The organism is Bradyrhizobium sp. S3.3.6, from assembly GCF_040546905.1.
In the GTDB taxonomy this organism is placed as follows: domain Bacteria; phylum Pseudomonadota; class Alphaproteobacteria; order Rhizobiales; family Xanthobacteraceae; genus Bradyrhizobium; species Bradyrhizobium cytisi.
The window spans coordinates 77,472-96,692 of sequence record NZ_JBEPOT010000015.1; the positions used below are offsets into that span (position 1 = coordinate 77,472).

A 19,221-nucleotide genomic window follows, 5' to 3' on the forward strand; every position below is an offset into this window, starting at 1 on the left:
TGACGGGACTGCAACGAATTCCCGGTGCGAAAAAAGGGAAAACGGATGACACGGGCGGTGCGGGGCGCGGTCTTTGCTGCAAACCGATCCAAAGCCGGGACAAATGCGGGGGTACGGAGGATCGCGCAGGTCGGCGGCCCGGCCGGCGGCTAACAAGCGCAGCTAGCAGCCGCGGCAGATGCCCTTGATCTTCCTGGCGAGCAACGCGTCCTCTTTCTTTGGCACGTCATCTTGGTTCGCCGGACTGTTCGCCACCGGAACTTTAGCTGCCGGACTGCTCATCGCTGGACCGTTCGTATCCCACCGCTGCTGCCAGAGCTTCTCGCCAATCGTGCAGAGAACCCGCGGCTTCGCTTCCGCGGAGGGGGCAGGTAATCGTTCCGGCGTGTGGCCTGCGACCTCAAGAGGCAGCTTGGTCCGGATCGCCTCCTTGAGGTGTTCGCGATCGGTGATCGGCACAACAAAGGAACTCGAGCCGCCGATCACGCAATCCTCATAATACCAATCGATATGGTCGATATGGTTGACGTCCCTCGAACCAGCGGGTGTTGCATTGATCATGACTGGCAGGCCGGTGATGATGATGCCTTGCTGCAACGCCATGTCACGCGCCGTGGCGACAGGATCGCCGGTGTTGTTGGGACCGTCGCCCGAAATGTCGATGACGCGGCGCGAGCCACGGTACGGGTTCTGCTCGAACAGCGGCACGGCGAACTTGATCGCACTCGAAATCGAAGTGCGCGAACCGCGGCGGATTGGTGACTTGATGATTTCAGCCGCGACGGCCTCAGCCGCTTCCGGTCCATCGATCTGTCGCCAGGGAACGATTATTTTCTGGTCCTTCGTGGATGACCATTCGAAATAGGTCAACGCTATTTTGCCAATACGGCCGGCCCGCAAGGCTCGCAGAAACTCCTCCGAAACAATGGCCTTGGCATAGCCTTCGCGTTGAGCTGCCAGGTCATCCGGCTCCACCGAGTAGGAAACATCGACCGCGATCACGAGCTCGACGTCCACGGCGGGGCGACTGTCATCCCGGATCGCTGGTTGCGGCCTTAACTCCGACTCTGAAAATGCCTGCGTCGAAGTCAGGATCGCGATCAGGATCGATCCAATTGAGACCTGCCAAGTCACGCTCGCCTCCAGCTACCCATTCACATCCTGACACGCAAAACGTGTAATCGGAAGGACGGTCTGAGCCAAGCCGTCGCTGGGCTTCTCTGGCGGCAAAACGAATGACCCCGCCCGGGGGGACAGCCGGGCGGGGTCGGGGCACGACACGGGGTGGATGAGGCGCCCGTGTCGGACGCGGGATCCACGTAAGATCGGCCTCAGAACCTCAAATCAGTAGCAAGTACGAACGTTGCCGACGAACTGGCCGTAAGCGTTGTACTGGGCGACCCAGCCGCAGCGGTGATAGCCGTAGTAATAGGGCTGGCTGCTGGCGGCGACCGCGGTGCCGACGATGGCGGCGGTGGCGATGCCGGCGCCGACACCCCAGCCCCAGCCGAGCGGCTTGGCCTGAGCGGTCGACGTGGTGGATGCGACGCCAGCGGTGACGGTGAGGGCGGCGAGAGCGACGGCGGCAATCCTGGTCTTGATCGACATGTGAAACTCCATCCGGGTTGAGGCGGTCCGTTGTGGTCCGCGTGCTCAATTGGACGGAGGCTTGCCGAAACCGGTTCGAAGGCGCCCTAGGTGGTCTGGGAATGCAGCTCTTTCCCGAAGGATTTCAGATAGATGCGAGCTAACCAAGGGGGCCTTTGGCGAGCCTGTTCACGTCGAAGTTATCGACCTCGGCCAGCAGCTCGCAAAAGGCGCGCGCGCCTTGGTCGATGAGCTGCTCGCCCTTCTCGAGGACGGCCAGTGTCGCATTGCCGACGGCGCCGCTGGCGTTGAGATCCTGCGCCTGCCAGGCAAACGGCGCGGGCCGCTGCGTCGAAAGCCAGCGATATTGTTTCTCCATCGCGATGCTGCTCGCAGGAAAATCCGCGATCGCATCCACGCGCACCTGATCGGGATAGCGCGCAAGCATGATCGAGGTCTCGACCGCGCCACCATGGATGCCGTGACGCACTTCATCGGCCGGGAACAGTTTTTCTGCAGCCGACAGGCGCGACCATGATGTCGTCACCACGAGCAGCTTCTGATGCGCGCGAAGATCCTGCGCCACCAGCATCATCGCCGCGCTGTTGCCGCCATGGCTGGTGATGATGACGAGCTTCTTCACGCCGCGTCGCGCGATATCCCCGCCGATTGCGGTCCAGCGCTTCAGCGCCACCTCGGTCGGCAGCGTCTGCGTGCCCGGATAGTCGATATGCTCGGTGGAGATGCCGATGGGCTCAACGGGCAGGAAGGTCGCCGGAATGGTCGCGGGCAGCACTTCCTGCACCCGCGCAAGATAGGCCTCCGCAATCAGCACGTCGGTCTCGAGCGGCAGATGCGGGCCGTGCTGCTCGGTCGCGGCCAGCGGCAGCACCGCGATCCAGCGCGATACGTCCGCAGGGTTCGCATCGGCCCAGCGGATCTCGGTCCAGTCGCGCGAAGGCGTCATCAAGGTTTCTTTGCCCGAATTTGTCACGTAGTTTGGTGTTATGGAGGGGACGCGGGCCTGGCCGGTTCGCGTCCCCGAATGTCTTGCGGTTTTATCGCGTTGGTCTGGCATGAGCCAGAAGCGATTGGGCCAGAAACGATCGACGGAGTCCCATCATGAGCCCTCCTCATCTGCGGCGAGCGTTAACGGCAGGCTTGCTGGCCACGGTCGTGTCGATCCTGCCGGCGCGCGCGGAAACCCTGGACAAGGTCAGCTTCGGCACCAACTGGGTCGCCGAGGCCGAGCACGGCGGCTTCTTCCAGGCGGTCGCCGACGGCACCTACAAGAAATATGGGCTCGACGTCACCATCGTTCCGGGCGGGCCCAACGAGAACAACCGGATGCTGCTGATCGCCGGCAAGATCGATTTCTTCATGGCCGCGAATACGCTGATGTCGTTCGACGCGGTCGCTAACAACGTCCCCGTGGTGACCATCGCCGCGGTCTTCCAGAAAGACCCGCAGGTGATGCTGACGCAGCCGGATGCGAAGGTCACCAAGATCGAGGACCTCAAGCCGCTGACGCTGTTCGTCTCCAAGGAGGGCATGGGCAGCTACTTCCAGTGGCTGAAGTCCGAATACGGCTTCAGCGAGAAGAACGTCCGGCCCTATAATTTCAATCCGCAGCCCTTCATCGCCAACCCCAAGAGCGCGATGCAGGGCTACGTCACCTCCGAGCCCTTCGCCGTCGAGAAGGCCGCCGGTTTCAAGCCCAACGTCATCCTGCTCGCCGATGCCGGCTTCAACACCTATTCGACCTTGATCGAGACCCGCCGCGACTTGGTCGAGAAGAAGGCGGACCTGGTGCAGCGCTTCGTCGATGCCTCCATGATCGGCTGGTACAATTACATCTACGGCGACAATTCCGCCGGCAATGCCATGATCAAGAAGCTCAATCCGGAGATGACCGACGATCTGCTCGCCTATTCCGTCGCCAAGATGAAGGAATACGGCATCGTCGATTCCGGCGAATCCTTGAAGAACGGCATCGGCGCGATGAGCGACGATCGCTACACCTCCTTCTTCAACAAGATGGTGAAGGCCGGCGTCGTGAAGGGCGATCTCGACTTCCGCAAGTCCTACACGTTGCGCTTCGTCAACAAGGGCGTCGGTGTCGAGCTGCGCCCCGCCAAGCCGTAACGCAAGCGTTGATGTCAGACGCCAAAACTACGCCCACGGTCGAGGCCAGCCTGACGGCGCTCGCCGTCAGCCTGCGCGGCGTGACGAAGACCTATGACAACGGCGTCATGGCGCTCGGTCCCTTCGACCTCGCGGTGCGCAAGGGCGAGTTCATCTCGCTGCTCGGGCCCTCCGGCTGCGGCAAGTCGACGGCGCTAAGGCTGATTGCGGGGCTCAGCGCGGCATCATCAGGCACGGTGCGGATGTCGCGTCATGAAGGCCCGGCGCAGATCGGCCATGGTATCGGCTTCGTGTTCCAGGAGCCGACCCTGATGCCCTGGACCAGTGTGCGCGAAAACGTGCGGCTGCCCTTGAAGCTTGGCGGCATCCCGAAAGCCGAAGGGCGGGCGCGGGCCGACGCGGCGCTGGCGAGCGTCGGTCTTGCCGATTTCGCCAACGCTTTTCCACGCGAATTGTCCGGCGGCATGAAGATGCGGGTGTCGCTGGCGCGCGCGCTCGTCACCGATCCTGATATCCTTTTAATGGATGAGCCGTTCGCGGCGCTCGATGAGATCACGCGCTTCCGCCTCAACAACGATCTGCTCGCACTGTGGCGCAGCCTTGGCAAGACCGTCATCTTCGTCACCCATTCGGTGTTCGAATCCGTCTATCTGTCGCAGCGCGTCGTCGTCATGACCGCGCGGCCCGGCCGCATCCAGGCCGACATCCGCATCGAGACCGTCGAGCCGCGCGGTGAGGAGTTTCGCACCTCGGCGGCTTATTCGGATTATTGCCGGAAAGTATCGGCCGCGCTGGCGCCGTCCTACTCGGGACAGTCGATGCTATGAACGCGCAAGCCCCAGTCATTCCAAAGCCGTCCGGGGCGCAGAGCGCGGTTCGCTTCGTGCTGCCCGTCGTCGTATTCGCGGCTGGCCTTGCCGCTTGGGAGCTCGTGGTCCGCATCCGGGAGATTCCGCCCTATGTGCTGCCGGCGCCGTCGGTCATCTTCCTGACGCTGATCAAGGACTGGGCGGTGCTGTCACAATCGCTCGCCACCACGCTGCTGACGACGCTGGAAGGTTTTGTCGCTGCGAGCATCGGCGGCATCGCGCTGGCGCTGCTGTTCAACCAGTCGAAATGGGTGGAATATTCGCTGTTTCCCTATGCCGTCGTGCTGCAGGTGACGCCGGTGATCGCGATCGCGCCGCTGCTCCTGATCTATCTGGAGCAGCAGACCGCGGTCGTCGTCTGCGCCTTCATCGTTGCCTTTTTCCCGGTGCTGTCGAACACCACGCTCGGGCTGAATTCGGTCGACCGCAACCTCGCCGGCCTGTTCCAGCTCTATGGCGCCTCGCCGCCGCAAACCCTGCGCTTCCTGAAGCTGCCTGCGGCGCTGCCCTATATTCTGGGCGGCCTGCGCATCGCCGGCGGCCTGTCGCTGATTGGCGCGGTCGTGGCCGAGATCGCGGCGGGAACGGCGGGCGCCGGCTCGGGTCTCGCCTACAGAATCGCCGAATCCGGCTACCGATTGAACATACCCCGCATGTTCGCAGCGCTGCTTTTGTTGTCGCTGGCCGGGATTGTCATCTATGGGGTGCTGGCGCTAGTTTCCCACCTCGTTTTACGGCGCTGGCACGAGAGCGCGCTTGGAAAGGAAAACTGATGTCTACCGGTTCGATTTCGTCCGACAAGATCGACCTTCTGATCTATGGGCCGGTGCGGCCGATCCTCGAGAACGGGTTTTCCGATCATTTCGTCGTGCACAAGGCCGAGACGCGAGGCGACCTCGAGCGGCTGACGCCGGCGATCCGCGACAAGATCCGCGGCGTCGCGGTGACCTATCACACCGTCCGTGCCGACAGGGATTCGCTGTCGCAATTGCCCGGGATCGAGATGGTGGCGAGCTTCGGCGTCGGCTACGACCACATCGACGCCAAATACGCCGCCGAGCACAACATCATCGTCACCAACACGCCTGATGTGCTGACCGAGGAGGTCGCCGACGTCGCGATGGGCCTGCTGATCTCCACCGTGCGCGAGTTCATCAAGGCCGACCGCTACGTCCGCTCCGGCCTCTGGCAGACCCAGAACTATCCGCTCAGCGTCGGCTCGCTGCGCGACCGCAAGGTCGGCATCGTCGGCATGGGCCGGATCGGTCAGGCGATCGCGCGCCGGCTCGATGCCTCGCTGGTGCCGGTGGTCTATCACTCGCGCAATCCGTCCAAGGACGTTTCCTACAAGCACTACCCCGACCTGATCGAGATGGCGAAGGCGGTCGACACGCTGATGGTGATCGTGCCGGGCGGCGCCTCGACCGACAAGATGATCAATGCCGAGGTGTTCAAGGCGCTCGGCCCGCGCGGCGTGCTGGTCAACGTGGCGCGCGGCTCGGTGGTCGACGAGCAGGCCTTGGTCCAGGCGCTGAAGTCCGGCACCATCCTCGCCGCCGGCCTCGACGTGTTCGCGGCCGAGCCCAGCGTGCCGGAGGAGCTCAAGTTCATGCAGAACGTCGTGCTGCTGCCGCATATCGGCTCGGCCTCCGTGGTGACGCGCAACGCCATGGACCAGCTCGTGGTCGACAACCTCAAGTCCTGGTTCGCCGGCAAGGCGCCGCTGACGCCGGTTGCGGAAACGCCATTCAAGGGGCGCTGATGAGAGTCCTTCGGGCCGTTGCTTTGCTGATCGCGGCCTGCGCCGCCGCGATCGGCCCTGCGCGTGCGCAGGATGCGACGACCCTGAAGAAGGAAATGCCCGGACAATGGGAGCTCTCGACCACCGAACGCAGCAAGACCTGTGTCATCACGATGAAGAGCGACGCCGGGGCGCAGGGTTTCAAGCTGGAGCTCGAGCCGGCCTGCAAGACCGCGCTTCCGTTCACCAAGGACATCGTCGCCTGGAGCGTCAAGGGGCTCGACATCGTCCGCTTGCAGGATGCGACCGGTGAATCCGTGATCGACTTCACCGAGGTCGAGGCCGGCATCTTCGAAGGCCTGCGGCAGGGCGAGGGCGTCTACATCCTGCAGGACCTCGCCGCCGCCCGCTCGATGGCCAAGTCGATGGACCAGATGATCGGTGACTGGGCCATGGTGCGCAGCAACGGCCAGCCGGTCTGCGGATTGACGCTGACCAACACGGAAGCCGATCAGGACAATTTCCAGGTCTTCCTCAAGCCGAAATGCGATGCGGCGATCGCCCAATTTAACCCGACGCAATGGCGGCTCGAGCGCGGCCAGATCATCCTGATGTCGAAATCGGGCGACGTCTGGCAGTTCGAGGCCGACGACAACGCGCAATGGCGGCGGGTTCCCGATACGGCCGATCCCCTGATCATGCTGCGCCAATAGGCGCCGTTCCGGTTTTCCGCTCGCAATTTTTCCCGCGGTCATGTCGATCCGGCCCCGGTCAGATCGTCATCCCAATAGCGAGCTGATCGCGCGGCCGAGCCGGCCGCGTCTCGCCTCAACAGGAGTTTTGCATGCGCTTCATGTACATCGTCACTTCCAGCCGGCCGATGACCGGCCCGACCCCGGCGCTGATGGAGGCCATGCAGAAGATTTCCGAGCGGGAGATCAAGGCCGGCCGGATGATCGACAATGGCGGCCTGATGCCGCTTGCGACCGGCGCGCGCGTGCGGATCGTCGACGGCGAGCTCAGCGTCATCGACGGTCCCTTCATCGAGGCCAAGGAAGTGGTCGGCGGCTACGCCATTTTCGAGTTGCGCGACAAGGCGGAAGCCCTGGCCATGGCCAAGGAGTTCATGCAGCTGCACCTCGATCACATGCCGGGCTGGGACGGCACTTGCGAGTTGCGGGCCTTCGCCACGCCGGGCGAGGATGGGGCCTGCGAGGTCGACGCGCGGTCAGGGGTAGCTGCGCACGCCTGATGGTCAGCATCGCTCGTTACGGTCGGCGGCGATGACGGCCGCCGACATCGATCAGATCCGCGCCACGATTCACGCCACCTGGCGCGTCGTGCAGCCACGGCTGATCGCGACGCTGGCGCGGATGCTGCGCGACGTGCCACTTGCGGAAGAGCTGACCCAGGATGCGCTGGTTGCGGCGCTGGAAGCCTGGCCGATCATCGGCGTGCCCGACAATCCCGGCGCCTGGCTCATGACCACCGCAAGGCGCCGCGCGCTCGATGTCCTGCGTCGCGGCAGGATGCTGGCGGACAAGCACGACATGCTGGCGCGCGACATGTTGCAGGAGCAGGCGACCGTGCCGGATTTCGATGCTGCGCTCGACGATGACATCGGCGATGAGTTGTTGCGGCTGGTCTTCACCGCCTGTCATCCGATCCTGTCGCGTGAGGCACGCGCGGCGCTGGCGCTGCGGATGATCTGCGGCTTGACCACGTCCGAGATCGCGCGCGCCTATCTCGTGCCGGAAGCAACCATCTCCCAGCGCATCGTCCGCGCCAAGCGCACGCTGTCCGGATCCGGCCTCGCCTACGAGACGCCGGGCGGCGAGGCTTTGTCAGAGCGTCTCGCCTCCGTGCTGGAGGTCGTCTATCTCATCTTCAACGAAGGCTACCTCGCCGCTCGGGGCGACGAATGGCTGCGGCCGCAGCTCTGCGACGAGGCGCTGCGCATGGGCCGCGTGCTCGCCGGCCTCGCCCCGGACGAGCCCGAGGTTCACGGCCTCGTCGCGCTGATGGATTTGAATGCCGCGCGGGCCCGTGCACGCACCGACGCGACTGGCGATCCCATCCTGCTGATGGACCAGGATCGCACGCTCTGGGATCGCTCGCAGATCCGCCGCGGCCTGCGCGCGCTTGAACGTGCCCGCGAGCTCGGCGGTTCGGGAAGGTTCTACGCGCTTCAGGCGGCGATTGCGGCGTGTCACGCCACGGCGGGGACGGCCGCGGACACCGACTGGCGGCGCATCGCGCAGCTTTACGCCGAGCTGGCGCTTCTGGTGCGCTCGCCGGTCATCGAGCTCAATCGCGCGGTCGCGGTCGGTATGGCCGAAGGACCGCAGGCCGGACTCGACGTGCTCGACAAGATCGCCGGCACGCCGGCGCTGTCGGCCTATCATCATCTGCCGGCGGTTCGTGGTGATTTGCTGCAAAAGCTCGGACGGCTCGCAGAGGCGCGGCAGGCGTTCGAGGCCGCGGCGCAGCTTGCGACCAACGGGCGAGAGCGCGCGCTGATGGAGCGCCGCGCCGCGGCGCTCCACGCCCAAGGCGTCTAAAAATATCTAGGTCGTCGGCTTGGGCGGCGGCGCGGTGCCCTGGGCCCATTTCTCCAGCTTGCCAAGCACGCCCCAGGCCGTCAGCGCCAGCGAGATCGGGAGGGCGAACTGGCTAAGCCCTGGCACCGCGGACGCGATCGTCCCGAGCAGCCCGGCAAGACCGCCGGCACCTGGGCTCGCGCTCACGGCAGAGAGCAGCGCGGTGATGAGCGCGCCGCCGATGCCGAGTGCCGTCTTCTTGCCGTCCAGCAGCTTGCCGATGGTTTCGCCGAGCGCGCCGTTGACCTGGCCGAGCACGGGCTTGTTGCCGAGCAGTGTGCCCAGCAGGTCGACGAGCTGCTTGAGCTGATCGGCCGGAGCGGGATTTGCCGCCGCCGCCGTCCCCGGCACTGTCCTGGTGATGAGAGAGAGGAGCTGCCCGAGTACGCTGACTGTTGTGCTGGCCGCCGTTGTCGGGTTCGCCGGATTTGTCACTCCCGACTGCAAGGCCTGCGTGAGGCTCTGCAGCTGGTTCAGGATCTGGGGTAGCTGAATCGACTGCGCTAGGGGCGCCGTTCCTGTCGATGGGGTCGCTATCGGCGTTGGCGTCGTTGCTCCCGATTGTATGAGCTGTGCGAGATTTTCCAATCGGCTCAGGATTTGAGACAGATCGACCGACTGTCCGCCTGACGTCGCGCCTGCCAATGCAGGTGTTGTGCCTCCTGACTGCACGACCTGTGAGATATCATCCAGTCGCTTGAGGATCTGGAAAAGATCGACATTCGCCGTCCGGATCGGCTGCATTCCCGCGCGCGTGATGGCGGCGATCGTGGTGCCGTCGAGCAGGCCGGTATCCGCGAGGGCGTGTTGTTGCTGAAATTGCGAGACCGCGGCCTTGGTCTTCGGTCCGCTGATGCCGTCTTCGTCGAGCGGCGGATTGGCGCCGAGCTTGTTGAGCGTCTGCTGCATGAGCAGGACCGACGAGGCCACGTCCTCGTCGGGCTCGGAATGGGAGGCAATAGACGGGCCGTCGTCGATCGCGATCGAGGAATCCTGCGACATCATCGCATGCAGGATAACGGCGGTGCCGAGCTGGGAATCGACATGGTTCGGATCGAAGACGTGGTCCGCGACGAACTTGCCGGCGTTTGCCTCGGTCGGTCCGTACAGGGTCGAGCCGCCGTAGAGATAGGGCGAGTTGACGCCCTTGGCGTGATAGCCGAGGCCGTTGAAGCATTCGAGCCGGTACAGGGTGCGCGCGATGCACCAGTCCTGTGTGCCGACGAAGTGCTGGATCCTCAGCGCGTCCACGGCCCCGTCGACGAACGAGGCGAACGGGCCACGGCCTTTCGGGACGAGGCACGTCACGCGCTTCAATGCCTCGCCGTTGCCGAGATAGGTGTCGAAATCGAAATTGGATTCGCGATAATGGCAGAGCGCGACAAAATACCAGGGCACACCGGACAGCCGCTCGACCTGCTGATAGGTCGCCTTGCCGTTGATGGCCTTGCGTGCCGTCGCGCTGGCCTCGCCAAGGCGTGCGGGCCGGATCTGGAGATTGGCCCAGTTCCTCTCGTACCCGCTCTTCAGACTCTCGTATGACACCATCTCCCGCTCCCGCGAATTGTTAAATTATCGGTTGGTTGTGCAAATCAGGCGTGAGCCGCGTGCCACCGCCGGTGGGCGCGAGCTCTGGGCGTGGTTTGGCAAATGTGGCAGGCCATCGCCGCAGTGCATGTGAAATGGCTTACACGTGCAGCGCGAAAGGTTGCGGTCAAAGGACGCAACATCAGCACCGTAGGCGCGAACGCGCGGTCGCCCATGCGCACTCCGGGAACCGGTCGGGCGGCCGTCCGTTAGCACCGGAGACGGTCTGCTCAGGGGATCCTGCGATGGCCAAGCGTGTTCTCGCGATCGGCATCGAACCCGGCAGTGCGGATTACAGTGCGTTTCCGCAGCTCACGCCGGCGCTCGTCCGCAACTATATCGAAGCGCAGCTGCTGCGCCTGCGCGGCCTCGGCTACGAGGTCACGAGCTGCCTGATCGATCTCGACGTTGCCGCGGAGGCGGCCGTAACGGCCGCGTTGCGCGATGAGCGCTTCGATTGCATCGTCATCGGTGCCGGCCTGCGTGAGCCGAAGGAACGGCTGCTGCTGTTCGAGAAGGTGCTCAACCTCGTCCACCACCTGGCGCCGCAGGCCGCGATCTGCTTCAACACGACGCCTGCCGACACGGCGGAAGCCGTGCAGCGCTGGGTCGAGCCGTAGCCGCGGGCAAGCCTACCCTTAGTCCGAGGCTGATCAGGATCGGCCGTTGTCGCGACAGGCTGGCCCGTGACGTAAAGGGCGGGAAGCGAGCCGGATTCGCGCGATTATTCTGGCCCGGGATCGTCCCAAACGCTATGACTGGCGCATCAGATGGGAGGATTCGGGATGCTTCGACGTCTTGGAGTTGCAGCGTGTTTCGCAGTCGCGATGGCCGTCCCGGTCCATGACGCGGTGGCGCAGGACGCTGTCGGTGGCGCCATCATTGGCGGCGTGGGCGGAGCGATCCTGGGCGGAGCGATCGGCGGTGGCCGCGGCGCCGCCATCGGTGCCGTCGTCGGCGCCGGCACGGGGGCTGCGATCGCCTCCGAAGGCGAGCGTCGCCGGTCCGGCTATTACGCCTATCAGCGCGGCTGCTACATGCAGCGCCCGGACGGCCGCTACGTCCCGGTCGATCCAAGATACTGCTACTGAACAGAGGACGCGCCGGCGCCTCTATCTCGGCCAAAAGCGGGTCTGCGAGCTCGGTTCGAGCTGCGCCTTGCAGAGCCTGACTTCGGAGGTGCAGCGCGCAGACGCCGGGACCGAGACCTGATCCGCTCGAAGGGGAGAGCCGCGGATGCAGATGTCGAATTATCTGTTCTTCACGACGCATGCGAGGCGGCGCTCGCTTTCTATACCGCCTGCGGCCTTGGCAACGTGACCGAGATCAAGCGCCACGGCGCCGGACCGATGCAGGGCAAGATCCAGCATGCGAAATTCGAAGGACCAGGTATCCAATTCTATGCATCCGACAACGACGATGCGGAGCCGATGCGCGGCTCGGCGCACCACCTGATGATGGACGACGCGCAGGAAACGACGGACCTGTTCGCCCGCCTTGCCGAAGGCGGCACGATCACCACGCCGCTCGGGATCCAGCCCTGGGGCGACTATTACGGCAAGCTCACCGATCGCTTCGGTGTGCAATGGATGCTGAACTGCACGCTGGCGCGCGTCTAGCGCGTCCCCGCTGGCGCGCCGGCGTAGCTCGGGGCAGGGCAAGTGACAGGGCAAGGGCAGGCTTCACGCGGCGAAACCGCGCATCTCCTTTACGTAGCGCGCATCTCGCGCTAAACTAAAGGTAGCATATTGAGCTGACCAATTTTTTTCGCCCCGGGCTGGCACTTGTCGCCAGGCCGGTTCGCCCCGACCGCATTTGCCGAAAAGGCGGGTCTCCATGGCGCGATCGATTACTCTGAACAATGCCAGCGAATGGACCGTCGTCTCCGAGGGCACGGCGGCTGTCCGCCGAGGCGGCCGGCGCGCGGCCGCGACAGCGGCGATCACCGTTCCGGTGATCCCGGCCGAGTTCATTGCGCCGCAGGTGACGATCGATCGCACCATGGAGCTCGCCCCGACGACCACGCGTCGGGCGGCCGGCGTGCCGATGGTCGACATGTCGGTGGTCCCGTCGGCGAACGAATCCTACCTGCTGGCGATCAGGCACGCCTCCGGCGCGCTCACGTTCCATGCGCCCGAGATCGAAATCGGAGCGCGCAGAGGGCGATCGGCTGCGTTGGCCAGCTTCCGCTTTCGCGTCCCGCTGCGAGGTGCCTCGATCGCGGCCGAGCGGCGCGGCATCGTGAGCTCGGCCATCAAAGCGGTCGTCCTGAAAGTGGCTGGCAAGATCGCCGATGCGTTGTTGCCCTCGCTGGCCGCCACGGTCGAGGCGGCGCTATGGAGGAGGGCGGGTCTCTCCGAAGGATGGTTCACTCTCGACCAGAATTCGCTGGCGTCGGGCACGTTGCGGCCGGGTGCGCCGGCCGGCGGTCAGGCTGGACGCGCACTGCTGTTCCTTCATGGGACGTTCTCACACACCACCTCGTCGTTCAAAGAGCTCGCCACACCGCAATTCTTCACGCCGCTGCAGGCGGCGTATGGCGATCGAATATATGCGTTCGATCATTTCAGCGTCAGCAAGACGCCGGAAGAGAATGCGAAAGACCTGCTCGCCGGCTTGCCCGATCAGGAGACCGAATTCGACGTCATCACCTATTCGCGCGGCGGTCTCGTGCTGCGCAATCTGGTGGAACGCGCGAACGCGCTCGGGCCGACGGCAAGCCGGTTCAAGCTGAATCGCGCCGCGCTGGTCGCCTCGCCCAATGATGGCACGCCGCTGGCAACGCCGGCACGGTGGGAAGCCACCGTCGGCTGGCTGGCCAATCTGCTCGAACTGTTTCCCGAGAATCCGTTCACCTTCGGCGCCGGATTCGTTGCCGACGCGCTGGTCTGGCTTGCGCAGCGCGCGGGTGGTGCCTTGCCGGGCATCGCGGCCATGGACGCGGGTGGCGAGATGGTGGCCGATTTGCAGGGGCCCCCGGCGCCGCCTGCTGCGGCTTACGCCGCGCTGGTCTCGAACTTCACCCCGTCCGGCAATATCCTCGAGCGAATGGTCGACGTCGGCGTCGACACGTTCTTCGCCGGCGCCAATGACCTCGTCGTGCCGAGCGCCGGTGGATGGCTGATTGATCGCACCGACGGGTCGGTCCCCGGAGACCGGATCGGCTGCTTCGGCGCGGGCGGAAACTTTCCCTCGAATCTGCCGCCGGTGCATCATCTGAATTTCTTCGCCCGGGCCGAGACCGCCAGCTTCCTGCTTCAGGCGCTGGCGGGAGCTCCACACGGATTGCCAGAGATCGATCCCTCGGTGATGCTCCCCGACAGCCGAGGCCGGCGCAGCCTCGTCGAAAGGCCGGCCGCGTTGCTGCGGCCTCAGGCCGCACAACTGCCGGCGCCCCCGCCAGCGACGGTGGTGCCGGCGCCGCTTCCGGGCCCGTCCGATTTCTCGATCTTCAGCGATGCATTCCAGCTCACGCTGATTGATCCCAGGCCCCTCGCGCAGGATGGCGGACCTGCCCGGCCAGACGGGGATGGGCAGAAAGGTGGTGTCGTGACGCCGCAGCCGTACCAGCTGTTGGCAACCTATGGCGGTGCACGCATCGTGGAGCCCTTTACGGCCAGGGGCGGCGAAGCGGGGCAGAGGTGGCATGACATCATCGCCATGCATGAGCGCATGAAGAATTACGTCGACGGCAAGCTCGGCTTCGACGCGCCGACCGACGAAGAGCTCATCAAATACGGGACGCTGCTGTTCGACACGTTGTTTCCGCGGGAGGTGCGTCGCCTCTACGACGTGGCGCGATCGCGCGAGGAGCGCAACGGCCATCTGAACGTGATCTTCACGTCGATGATTCCGTGGATCGCCGACAAGCCCTGGGAGTTCGCGTTCGACCCGGACCGCAAGACGTTCCTCGCGACCCAGGAGCTGCATTTCGTCCGCAATGCGCTGACGGCGATGCCGGTGGAGGTTGCGAAGCCCAAGTCGGGGCCGTTGCGGATTCTGGTGGCCGTTGCACAGCCGATCGGGACCGCGAAGCTCTCTACGGAGCAGGAAGAAGCCGTTATCATGCGCAGCTTCCAGCCGCTCATCGATGCCGGCCTGGTCAAGGTCGACGTGCTGCGTGCGACGACGCCGACGCGGCTGCATCGGTGGATCTCGGCGACACCCTACGACGTCGTGCACTTCATCGGCCATGGCACCTTCGACACCGAGACCGGACAGGGCTTCCTTGTTTTTGAGGATGACAAGGGCGCCGTGTGCGAGGTCAGCGCGCGAAATATTTGCGAGATCCTCTGCAAGCGTGGAATCCAGCTCATCTTCCTCAACGCGTGCGAAACCGGACGCGGCGAGGCGAGGGGTACGAAACAGCGCAAGGCGGACTTCAATCGCGGCATCGCGCCGGCGCTGGTGGCGAACGGCGTTCCGGCCGTTGTTGCGAACCAGTTCAGTGTCCGCGACGAGGCCGCAACCGAATTCTCACAGCATTTCTACTGGTCGCTGGCGCAGGGAGACTCCTACGGAAGCGCGGCACGGGAAGCGCGGATCGCGGTCAACTACGCGACCAGCCACGACACGATCGACTGGGCCGTTCCGGTTGTCTACGCCCGCGATCCCGAGGGCCGCATTTGCGAGCGGCGCACACTGCCAAAGGAAGCATTGCTGACACCGCTGGTCTCGACCACGGCGAGACGCGCCACCATGCTGCACAAGTTCCGTGTCGCCGTGTGGGACGTCAACCATGTCTTTCCGGAGCTCGAGCGCACGGTCCAGCGCTTGAACGTCGCCCAGGGCGAGTTCGGCTTCGAGGTTGTCGACATGTCCGTTCCGCTCGGAGCCTGGCAGCGCGTGGAGGGAGAGGGCCTGCAACTCAACGCCAATCTCGCAGCAAGCGGGTTGAACAACAAGCGCCAGGAATTCGGCGTCGATTTTCTGTTCTGCATCATCGACAAGCCGATCATGTATCAGGAAGGCGGCGATACGCACACCGGCTATATGTGCTGGTGGTCAGATCCCGGCCAGGAAAACATCATCATCTTCGGCACCGTCTACGAGGACAAGCCGACGCAGGGACCTGCGGCCGACCATATGATCGCAAACGCAATCGTGCAGGGGCTGACGGGTATCCTGGCAGACCGCGGCACGCACAAACGGAAGGCCGGCGGCGGCAAGCACTGCCCGCTCTACTACAACGGCGAATTGGACATGCGGCTCGATGTTGGATCGCAGCACTTTGACGCCATTTGTGAACGCGAGCTCAGGAAACAGATACCCGAGCACCTGCCCGCGTTGAAGTCGCTGCTCGCCGCCTTCGACTGACATCGCGCCTCAGGGCTTGGCGGAGGCCTCCGGCATGATCTGGCGCAGAGGCTCCGGTGATATCGATATCTGGCCCGTGAACGGACGATCATGCGCCACGATCAGGAGCGCCGAGGTGGCGACGCCGGTCGCGAACAGCGCAATCGCGATCGCCGATCCCAGGCGGTTGTCGCAATGAACGAAGCCGATCACCAGCAGCTCGCACAAGGCCTGGAGATACAGGCACCACCACTTCACCGAGTTGACCGAGGCCAGGCTGACGATGATCCGCTGCCGCCGCGCATCCAGCGCCTGCTCCAGCGCGGCGACGATCTCGCGCTGCGCGGTCTCCTGCCCGCGACCCTGCGGCGTCGTCGCGACGACCAGCTGCAAGGCCTCGGCGAGCGCCGGCGGCGTCGCCTTCAGGGAAGCCTCCTGATGCGCCATCTCGGGCCATTCCACCGTGACGGCTTGACTGACATAGTCACGCACCAGCCCACGCAGCTTGGCTTCCTGCTCCGCCGGCAGTCCGGCCGCGAGCAGAACGGCGCTGCGAAGCGCGCTGGCCTCGCGGCTCACCGCCGTGCCAGCGCGGTCGCTGTCGCCCCAGACCTGCGCCGCAGTGAAGGCGACGAACAGGCCGAAGATGATGCCGAGCACCGGCAGCATGCCCGGCGAGATCGCCTTCAGCGCTTTCGCGCGTTCCTCTGTCGCGACCAGCGCGACGGAGACGAACACCACTGCTGCCAGGAAATAGGTGAAACCGAAGATCACCAGCGCCATCGCGGGCACCGGCAAATTATGCAGCCAATCGCTCATGTCATCTCATCATTTGCCCGGAAGCTCGTCAGATCAGCCGCATCCCCCGCAGGCTGGCATGCCCGTTCTTGCCGACGATGATGTGATCATGCACGGCAATCCCGAGCGGCTTGGCGATCTCGATGATCGCCTTGGTCATCTGGATATCGGCCTGCGAGGGCGAGGGATCGCCGCTAGGGTGGTTGTGCACCAGAATCAGCGCGGTTGCCGACAGCTCCAGCGCGCGCTTGATCACCTCGCGCGGATAGACCGGGGTGTGGTCGACGGTGCCGGTCTGCTGCACCTCGTCGGCGATGAGCTGGTTGCGCTTGTCGAGGAAGAGCAGGCGAAACTGCTCCTTGTCGGCGAAGGCCATGCTGGTGCGGCAATAGGCGATCACCTCGTTCCAGGACGACAGCGCATTGCGGCTGTTGACCTCGCCCTTGGCGACGCGGTGCGCGGCCGCCGCAATCAGCTTGAGCTGGTTGATGGCCGCTTCGCCGACGCCGTCGATCTCGCGCAGGCGCGCCACCGGCGCATGGACGACCTCGGCGAACGAGCCGAAGATCTTGATCAGTGTTTTCGCCAGAGGTTTTGTGTCGCGCCGCGGCAGCGCCGGAAACAGCGCCATCTCCAATAGCTCGTAGTCGCTGAGCGCGTCGGCCCCGGCGCTGTAGAAGCGCTCGCGCAGCCGTTCGCGATGGCCGAGATAATGCGGCGCGTCCTCGGGGTTGCTGTCGTCGGCGTTGGTTTTGGCGGGCATCGCGCACAACCATGCCGCACCCGGCGCGTTTTGCAACCATGAAGTGTCATGGTGTCCCGCGGACAGTCTTGCTGCCGCCCGCAGGACGCGCCGTTCAGCCTATGAGATCGTCATCGACAAACAGGATGGCAAGATCAGGCTTTGAAGGTGACGACAATCAGCCCGGCGGTTTCTGATCGTGTCGCGCCGGCGGCGGCAGCGTGACCGTGATCACCCCGGTAAGAATGAGCGCCATTCCGGCCAGAATTGACCAGGCAAAGCTCTCGCCGAGCAGGGTTGTGCCGAGCATCACCGCGAATCCCGCCCGCAGATAGCTCCCGCTGGTGGTGCCGAGCGGGCCGATGGTGCGGATCAGCCGGAAATAGATCACCATCGCGAGCGCTGTGCAGATGATTGCGAGCGCGATGACAGCCGCGATCGCCTGCGCCGGCGGCGGCGCCAGCATCCATGGCCGCTCGAGGATCGCGGCCGCGGGCAGCATCGGGATTGCGGCGCAGCTCATGGCGCCCGCCGTCGTGACGATCGCAGGAAGCTTCTTGAACCGCTGCCCCCATAGCGGTGCGAGCGCGTAGCAAAGGCTCGCGCCGAGCACGGCCGCCTGCGCCAGCGGCGCGGCCGTGCCGATCCCCGACAGCGCGTCGATGCCCACGGTCATGGCGACGCCGGCGAGGCCGAGACCGACGCCGATGATTGTCCGGCCGCTGGTCGCCTGTCGTCCGCGCCCCGTCATCAAGGCAATCGCAAGCACGAACATCGGTGGTGTCGCATTGAGCACGCCGGCGAGGCCGCTTGTGATATGCGCCTCGCCCCAACTGATCAGGGTGAATGGCAGCGCGCTTTGCAGCACCCCTTGCACGAGAAAGGCAGCCCAGACCGATCCCTGGCGAGGGAGAGCGTGTCCCTGCGCCGTCGCAATGAGAAGGAGAAGACCTGCCGCGAGGGTCACGCGCGTCGCGACCATCGTGAACGGCGGAATCGACGGGATCGCCACCTTGATCAGCGTGAACGAGCTGCCCCAGATCAACGAAAGCAGCAGCAACAGGGCGATCTCGGAGGCGAGGGTGGCTTGTTCTGATGTTGCCTGCTCGGCCTGCGTGCTCATGCGGTGTGCTCCGGGATTTGCCGGCAGCATGATCAGGAAGCGGCCGCGCAGGCTGGCCGAATTCGGACCTCATCGTCCGATCGAGTCCGATTTCAGCTACTCGGCGAGCCGCATCGAAACTAATGTCGCGGCATGACAACGGGTCCGGCGCAACGGCAAACCCTGCCACCGCATCTCGACTGGGAGACCTGCGACCGCGCACGGCTGGCACGGGCCCGCGCGTTCGACGGCCTGTTCTTCTCCGGCGTTCGCTCGACGCGCATCTATTGCCGGCCGGTCTGTCCGGTTCGCCCCGCACGCTCTGAGAATGTCACCTTCTATGCGACGGCTGCCGCCGCCGAGCGGGCCGGCTTTCGCCCATGCCTGCGCTGCCGGCCCGAAACCGCGCCCGGTTCTCCGGCCTGGCTGGGGACGGCGACCACCGTCGCCCGCGGGATGCGGCTGATTGACGACGGCTTTCTCGATCGCGCCACCATGACGGCGCTCGCCGAGGCTCTTGGCGTCGGGCCGCGCCATCTGCTTCGTCTGTTCCTGCGCCATGCCGGCGCGAGCCCCAGCGACATCGCGGCGACCCGGCGCGTCCAGGAAGCCAAGCGCCTGATCGACCGGACTGACATGACCTTGGCGGAGATCGCCTTCGCCGCCGGCTTCGGCAGCGTTCGCCGCTTCAACGACGCCTTTGCCACGACCTACAAGCGGCCGCCATCGTCCTTCCGTCGTCGGCGATAACCGAG

General features: G+C 64.9%; 18 protein-coding genes and 1 pseudogene. 12 read left to right on the plus strand and 7 right to left on the minus strand.

Going from position 1 to position 19,221, the window contains the following annotated elements:
* Window positions 1-162: 162 nt before the first annotated feature.
* From ABID59_RS32145 to ABID59_RS32155, 3 genes are all read right to left on the minus strand, one after another.
* Complete coding sequence (locus ABID59_RS32145) at window positions 163-1,134, minus strand: DUF1194 domain-containing protein (protein ID WP_354086031.1); 972 nt, start codon at window positions 1,132-1,134, stop codon at window positions 163-165.
* Between the two features lie 210 nt (window positions 1,135-1,344).
* Window positions 1,345-1,608: a hypothetical protein gene (locus ABID59_RS32150; protein WP_354036379.1), complete on the minus strand. Its 264-nt coding sequence runs from the start codon at window positions 1,606-1,608 to the stop codon at window positions 1,345-1,347.
* Between the two features lie 139 nt (window positions 1,609-1,747).
* Window positions 1,748-2,554 carry a creatininase family protein gene (locus ABID59_RS32155; RefSeq protein ID WP_354086032.1) on the minus strand — a complete coding sequence of 269 codons (807 nt, stop codon included), beginning with the start codon at window positions 2,552-2,554 and terminating at the stop codon, window positions 1,748-1,750.
* Window positions 2,555-2,709: 155 nt separating this feature from the next.
* Between ABID59_RS32155 and ABID59_RS32160 the strand changes: the two genes are divergently transcribed.
* From ABID59_RS32160 to ABID59_RS32190, 7 genes are all read left to right on the plus strand, one after another.
* The gene (locus ABID59_RS32160; protein ID WP_354036377.1) at window positions 2,710-3,732 is read left to right on the plus strand and encodes an ABC transporter substrate-binding protein; all 1,023 of its coding nucleotides are present in this window, start codon (window positions 2,710-2,712) and stop codon (window positions 3,730-3,732) included.
* An 11-nt stretch (window positions 3,733-3,743) separates the two neighbouring features.
* Complete coding sequence (locus tag ABID59_RS32165; RefSeq protein ID WP_148751864.1) at window positions 3,744-4,559, plus strand: ABC transporter ATP-binding protein; 816 nt, start codon at window positions 3,744-3,746, stop codon at window positions 4,557-4,559.
* Window positions 4,556-5,374 (plus strand): ABC transporter permease, encoded by an 819-nt coding sequence (locus ABID59_RS32170; RefSeq protein ID WP_354086033.1) that lies wholly within the window; start codon window positions 4,556-4,558, stop codon window positions 5,372-5,374. The genes ABID59_RS32165 and ABID59_RS32170 overlap by 4 nt, the downstream gene beginning before the upstream one ends.
* On the plus strand, window positions 5,374-6,363 hold the full coding sequence (locus ABID59_RS32175; protein ID WP_354086034.1) for a 2-hydroxyacid dehydrogenase: 990 nt from the start codon (window positions 5,374-5,376) through the stop codon (window positions 6,361-6,363). The genes ABID59_RS32170 and ABID59_RS32175 overlap by 1 nt, the downstream gene beginning before the upstream one ends.
* The gene (locus ABID59_RS32180; protein WP_148751861.1) at window positions 6,363-7,055 is read left to right on the plus strand and encodes an AprI/Inh family metalloprotease inhibitor; all 693 of its coding nucleotides are present in this window, start codon (window positions 6,363-6,365) and stop codon (window positions 7,053-7,055) included. Before ABID59_RS32175 ends, ABID59_RS32180 begins: the two co-directional genes overlap by 1 nt.
* Window positions 7,056-7,186: 131 nt before the next feature.
* Window positions 7,187-7,594 (plus strand): YciI family protein, encoded by a 408-nt coding sequence (locus ABID59_RS32185; RefSeq protein WP_354036372.1) that lies wholly within the window; start codon window positions 7,187-7,189, stop codon window positions 7,592-7,594.
* Window positions 7,595-7,625: 31 nt separating this feature from the next.
* On the plus strand, window positions 7,626-8,903 hold the full coding sequence (locus ABID59_RS32190; RefSeq protein WP_354086035.1) for an RNA polymerase sigma factor: 1,278 nt from the start codon (window positions 7,626-7,628) through the stop codon (window positions 8,901-8,903).
* Between the two features lie 6 nt (window positions 8,904-8,909).
* Here ABID59_RS32190 and ABID59_RS32195 read toward each other — a convergent pair whose 3' ends face one another.
* Window positions 8,910-10,490, minus strand: a complete 1,581-nt coding sequence (locus ABID59_RS32195; RefSeq protein WP_354086036.1) for a peptidoglycan-binding protein — start codon at window positions 10,488-10,490, stop codon at window positions 8,910-8,912.
* Between the two features lie 284 nt (window positions 10,491-10,774).
* Here ABID59_RS32195 and ABID59_RS32200 point away from each other — a divergent pair, with 284 nt between their 5' ends.
* The 4 genes and pseudogenes from ABID59_RS32200 (at window position 10,775) to ABID59_RS32220 (ending at window position 15,845) form a co-directional block, all read left to right on the plus strand.
* The gene (locus ABID59_RS32200; protein ID WP_354086037.1) at window positions 10,775-11,149 is read left to right on the plus strand and encodes a hypothetical protein; all 375 of its coding nucleotides are present in this window, start codon (window positions 10,775-10,777) and stop codon (window positions 11,147-11,149) included.
* A gap of 165 nt (window positions 11,150-11,314) precedes the next feature.
* Window positions 11,315-11,620, plus strand: coding sequence for a YMGG-like glycine zipper-containing protein (locus tag ABID59_RS32205; RefSeq protein WP_148751856.1), 306 nt, complete (start codon window positions 11,315-11,317; stop codon window positions 11,618-11,620).
* A gap of 145 nt (window positions 11,621-11,765) precedes the next feature.
* Window positions 11,766-12,148 (plus strand): annotated as a pseudogene (locus ABID59_RS32215) (VOC family protein).
* Window positions 12,149-12,365: 217 nt separating this feature from the next.
* A complete protein-coding gene (locus tag ABID59_RS32220) occupies window positions 12,366-15,845 on the plus strand; it encodes a DUF7379 domain-containing protein (RefSeq protein WP_354086038.1) in 3,480 nt (1,159 codons plus the stop codon).
* A 9-nt stretch (window positions 15,846-15,854) separates the two neighbouring features.
* Here ABID59_RS32220 and ABID59_RS32225 read toward each other — a convergent pair whose 3' ends face one another.
* The 3 genes from ABID59_RS32225 to ABID59_RS32235 form a co-directional block, all read right to left on the minus strand.
* A complete protein-coding gene (locus tag ABID59_RS32225; RefSeq protein WP_354086039.1) occupies window positions 15,855-16,643 on the minus strand; it encodes a bestrophin-like domain in 789 nt (262 codons plus the stop codon).
* Between the two features lie 28 nt (window positions 16,644-16,671).
* Window positions 16,672-17,385: a RadC family protein gene (radC, locus tag ABID59_RS32230; RefSeq protein WP_354086040.1), complete on the minus strand. Its 714-nt coding sequence runs from the start codon at window positions 17,383-17,385 to the stop codon at window positions 16,672-16,674.
* 157 nt (window positions 17,386-17,542) lie between these two features.
* Window positions 17,543-18,487: a DMT family transporter gene (locus tag ABID59_RS32235; protein WP_354086041.1), complete on the minus strand. Its 945-nt coding sequence runs from the start codon at window positions 18,485-18,487 to the stop codon at window positions 17,543-17,545.
* Window positions 18,488-18,619: 132 nt separating this feature from the next.
* Between ABID59_RS32235 and ABID59_RS32240 the strand changes: the two genes are divergently transcribed.
* Window positions 18,620-19,216, plus strand: a complete 597-nt coding sequence (locus ABID59_RS32240) for an Ada metal-binding domain-containing protein (RefSeq protein ID WP_354086042.1) — start codon at window positions 18,620-18,622, stop codon at window positions 19,214-19,216.
* Window positions 19,217-19,221: the final 5 nt, after the last annotated feature.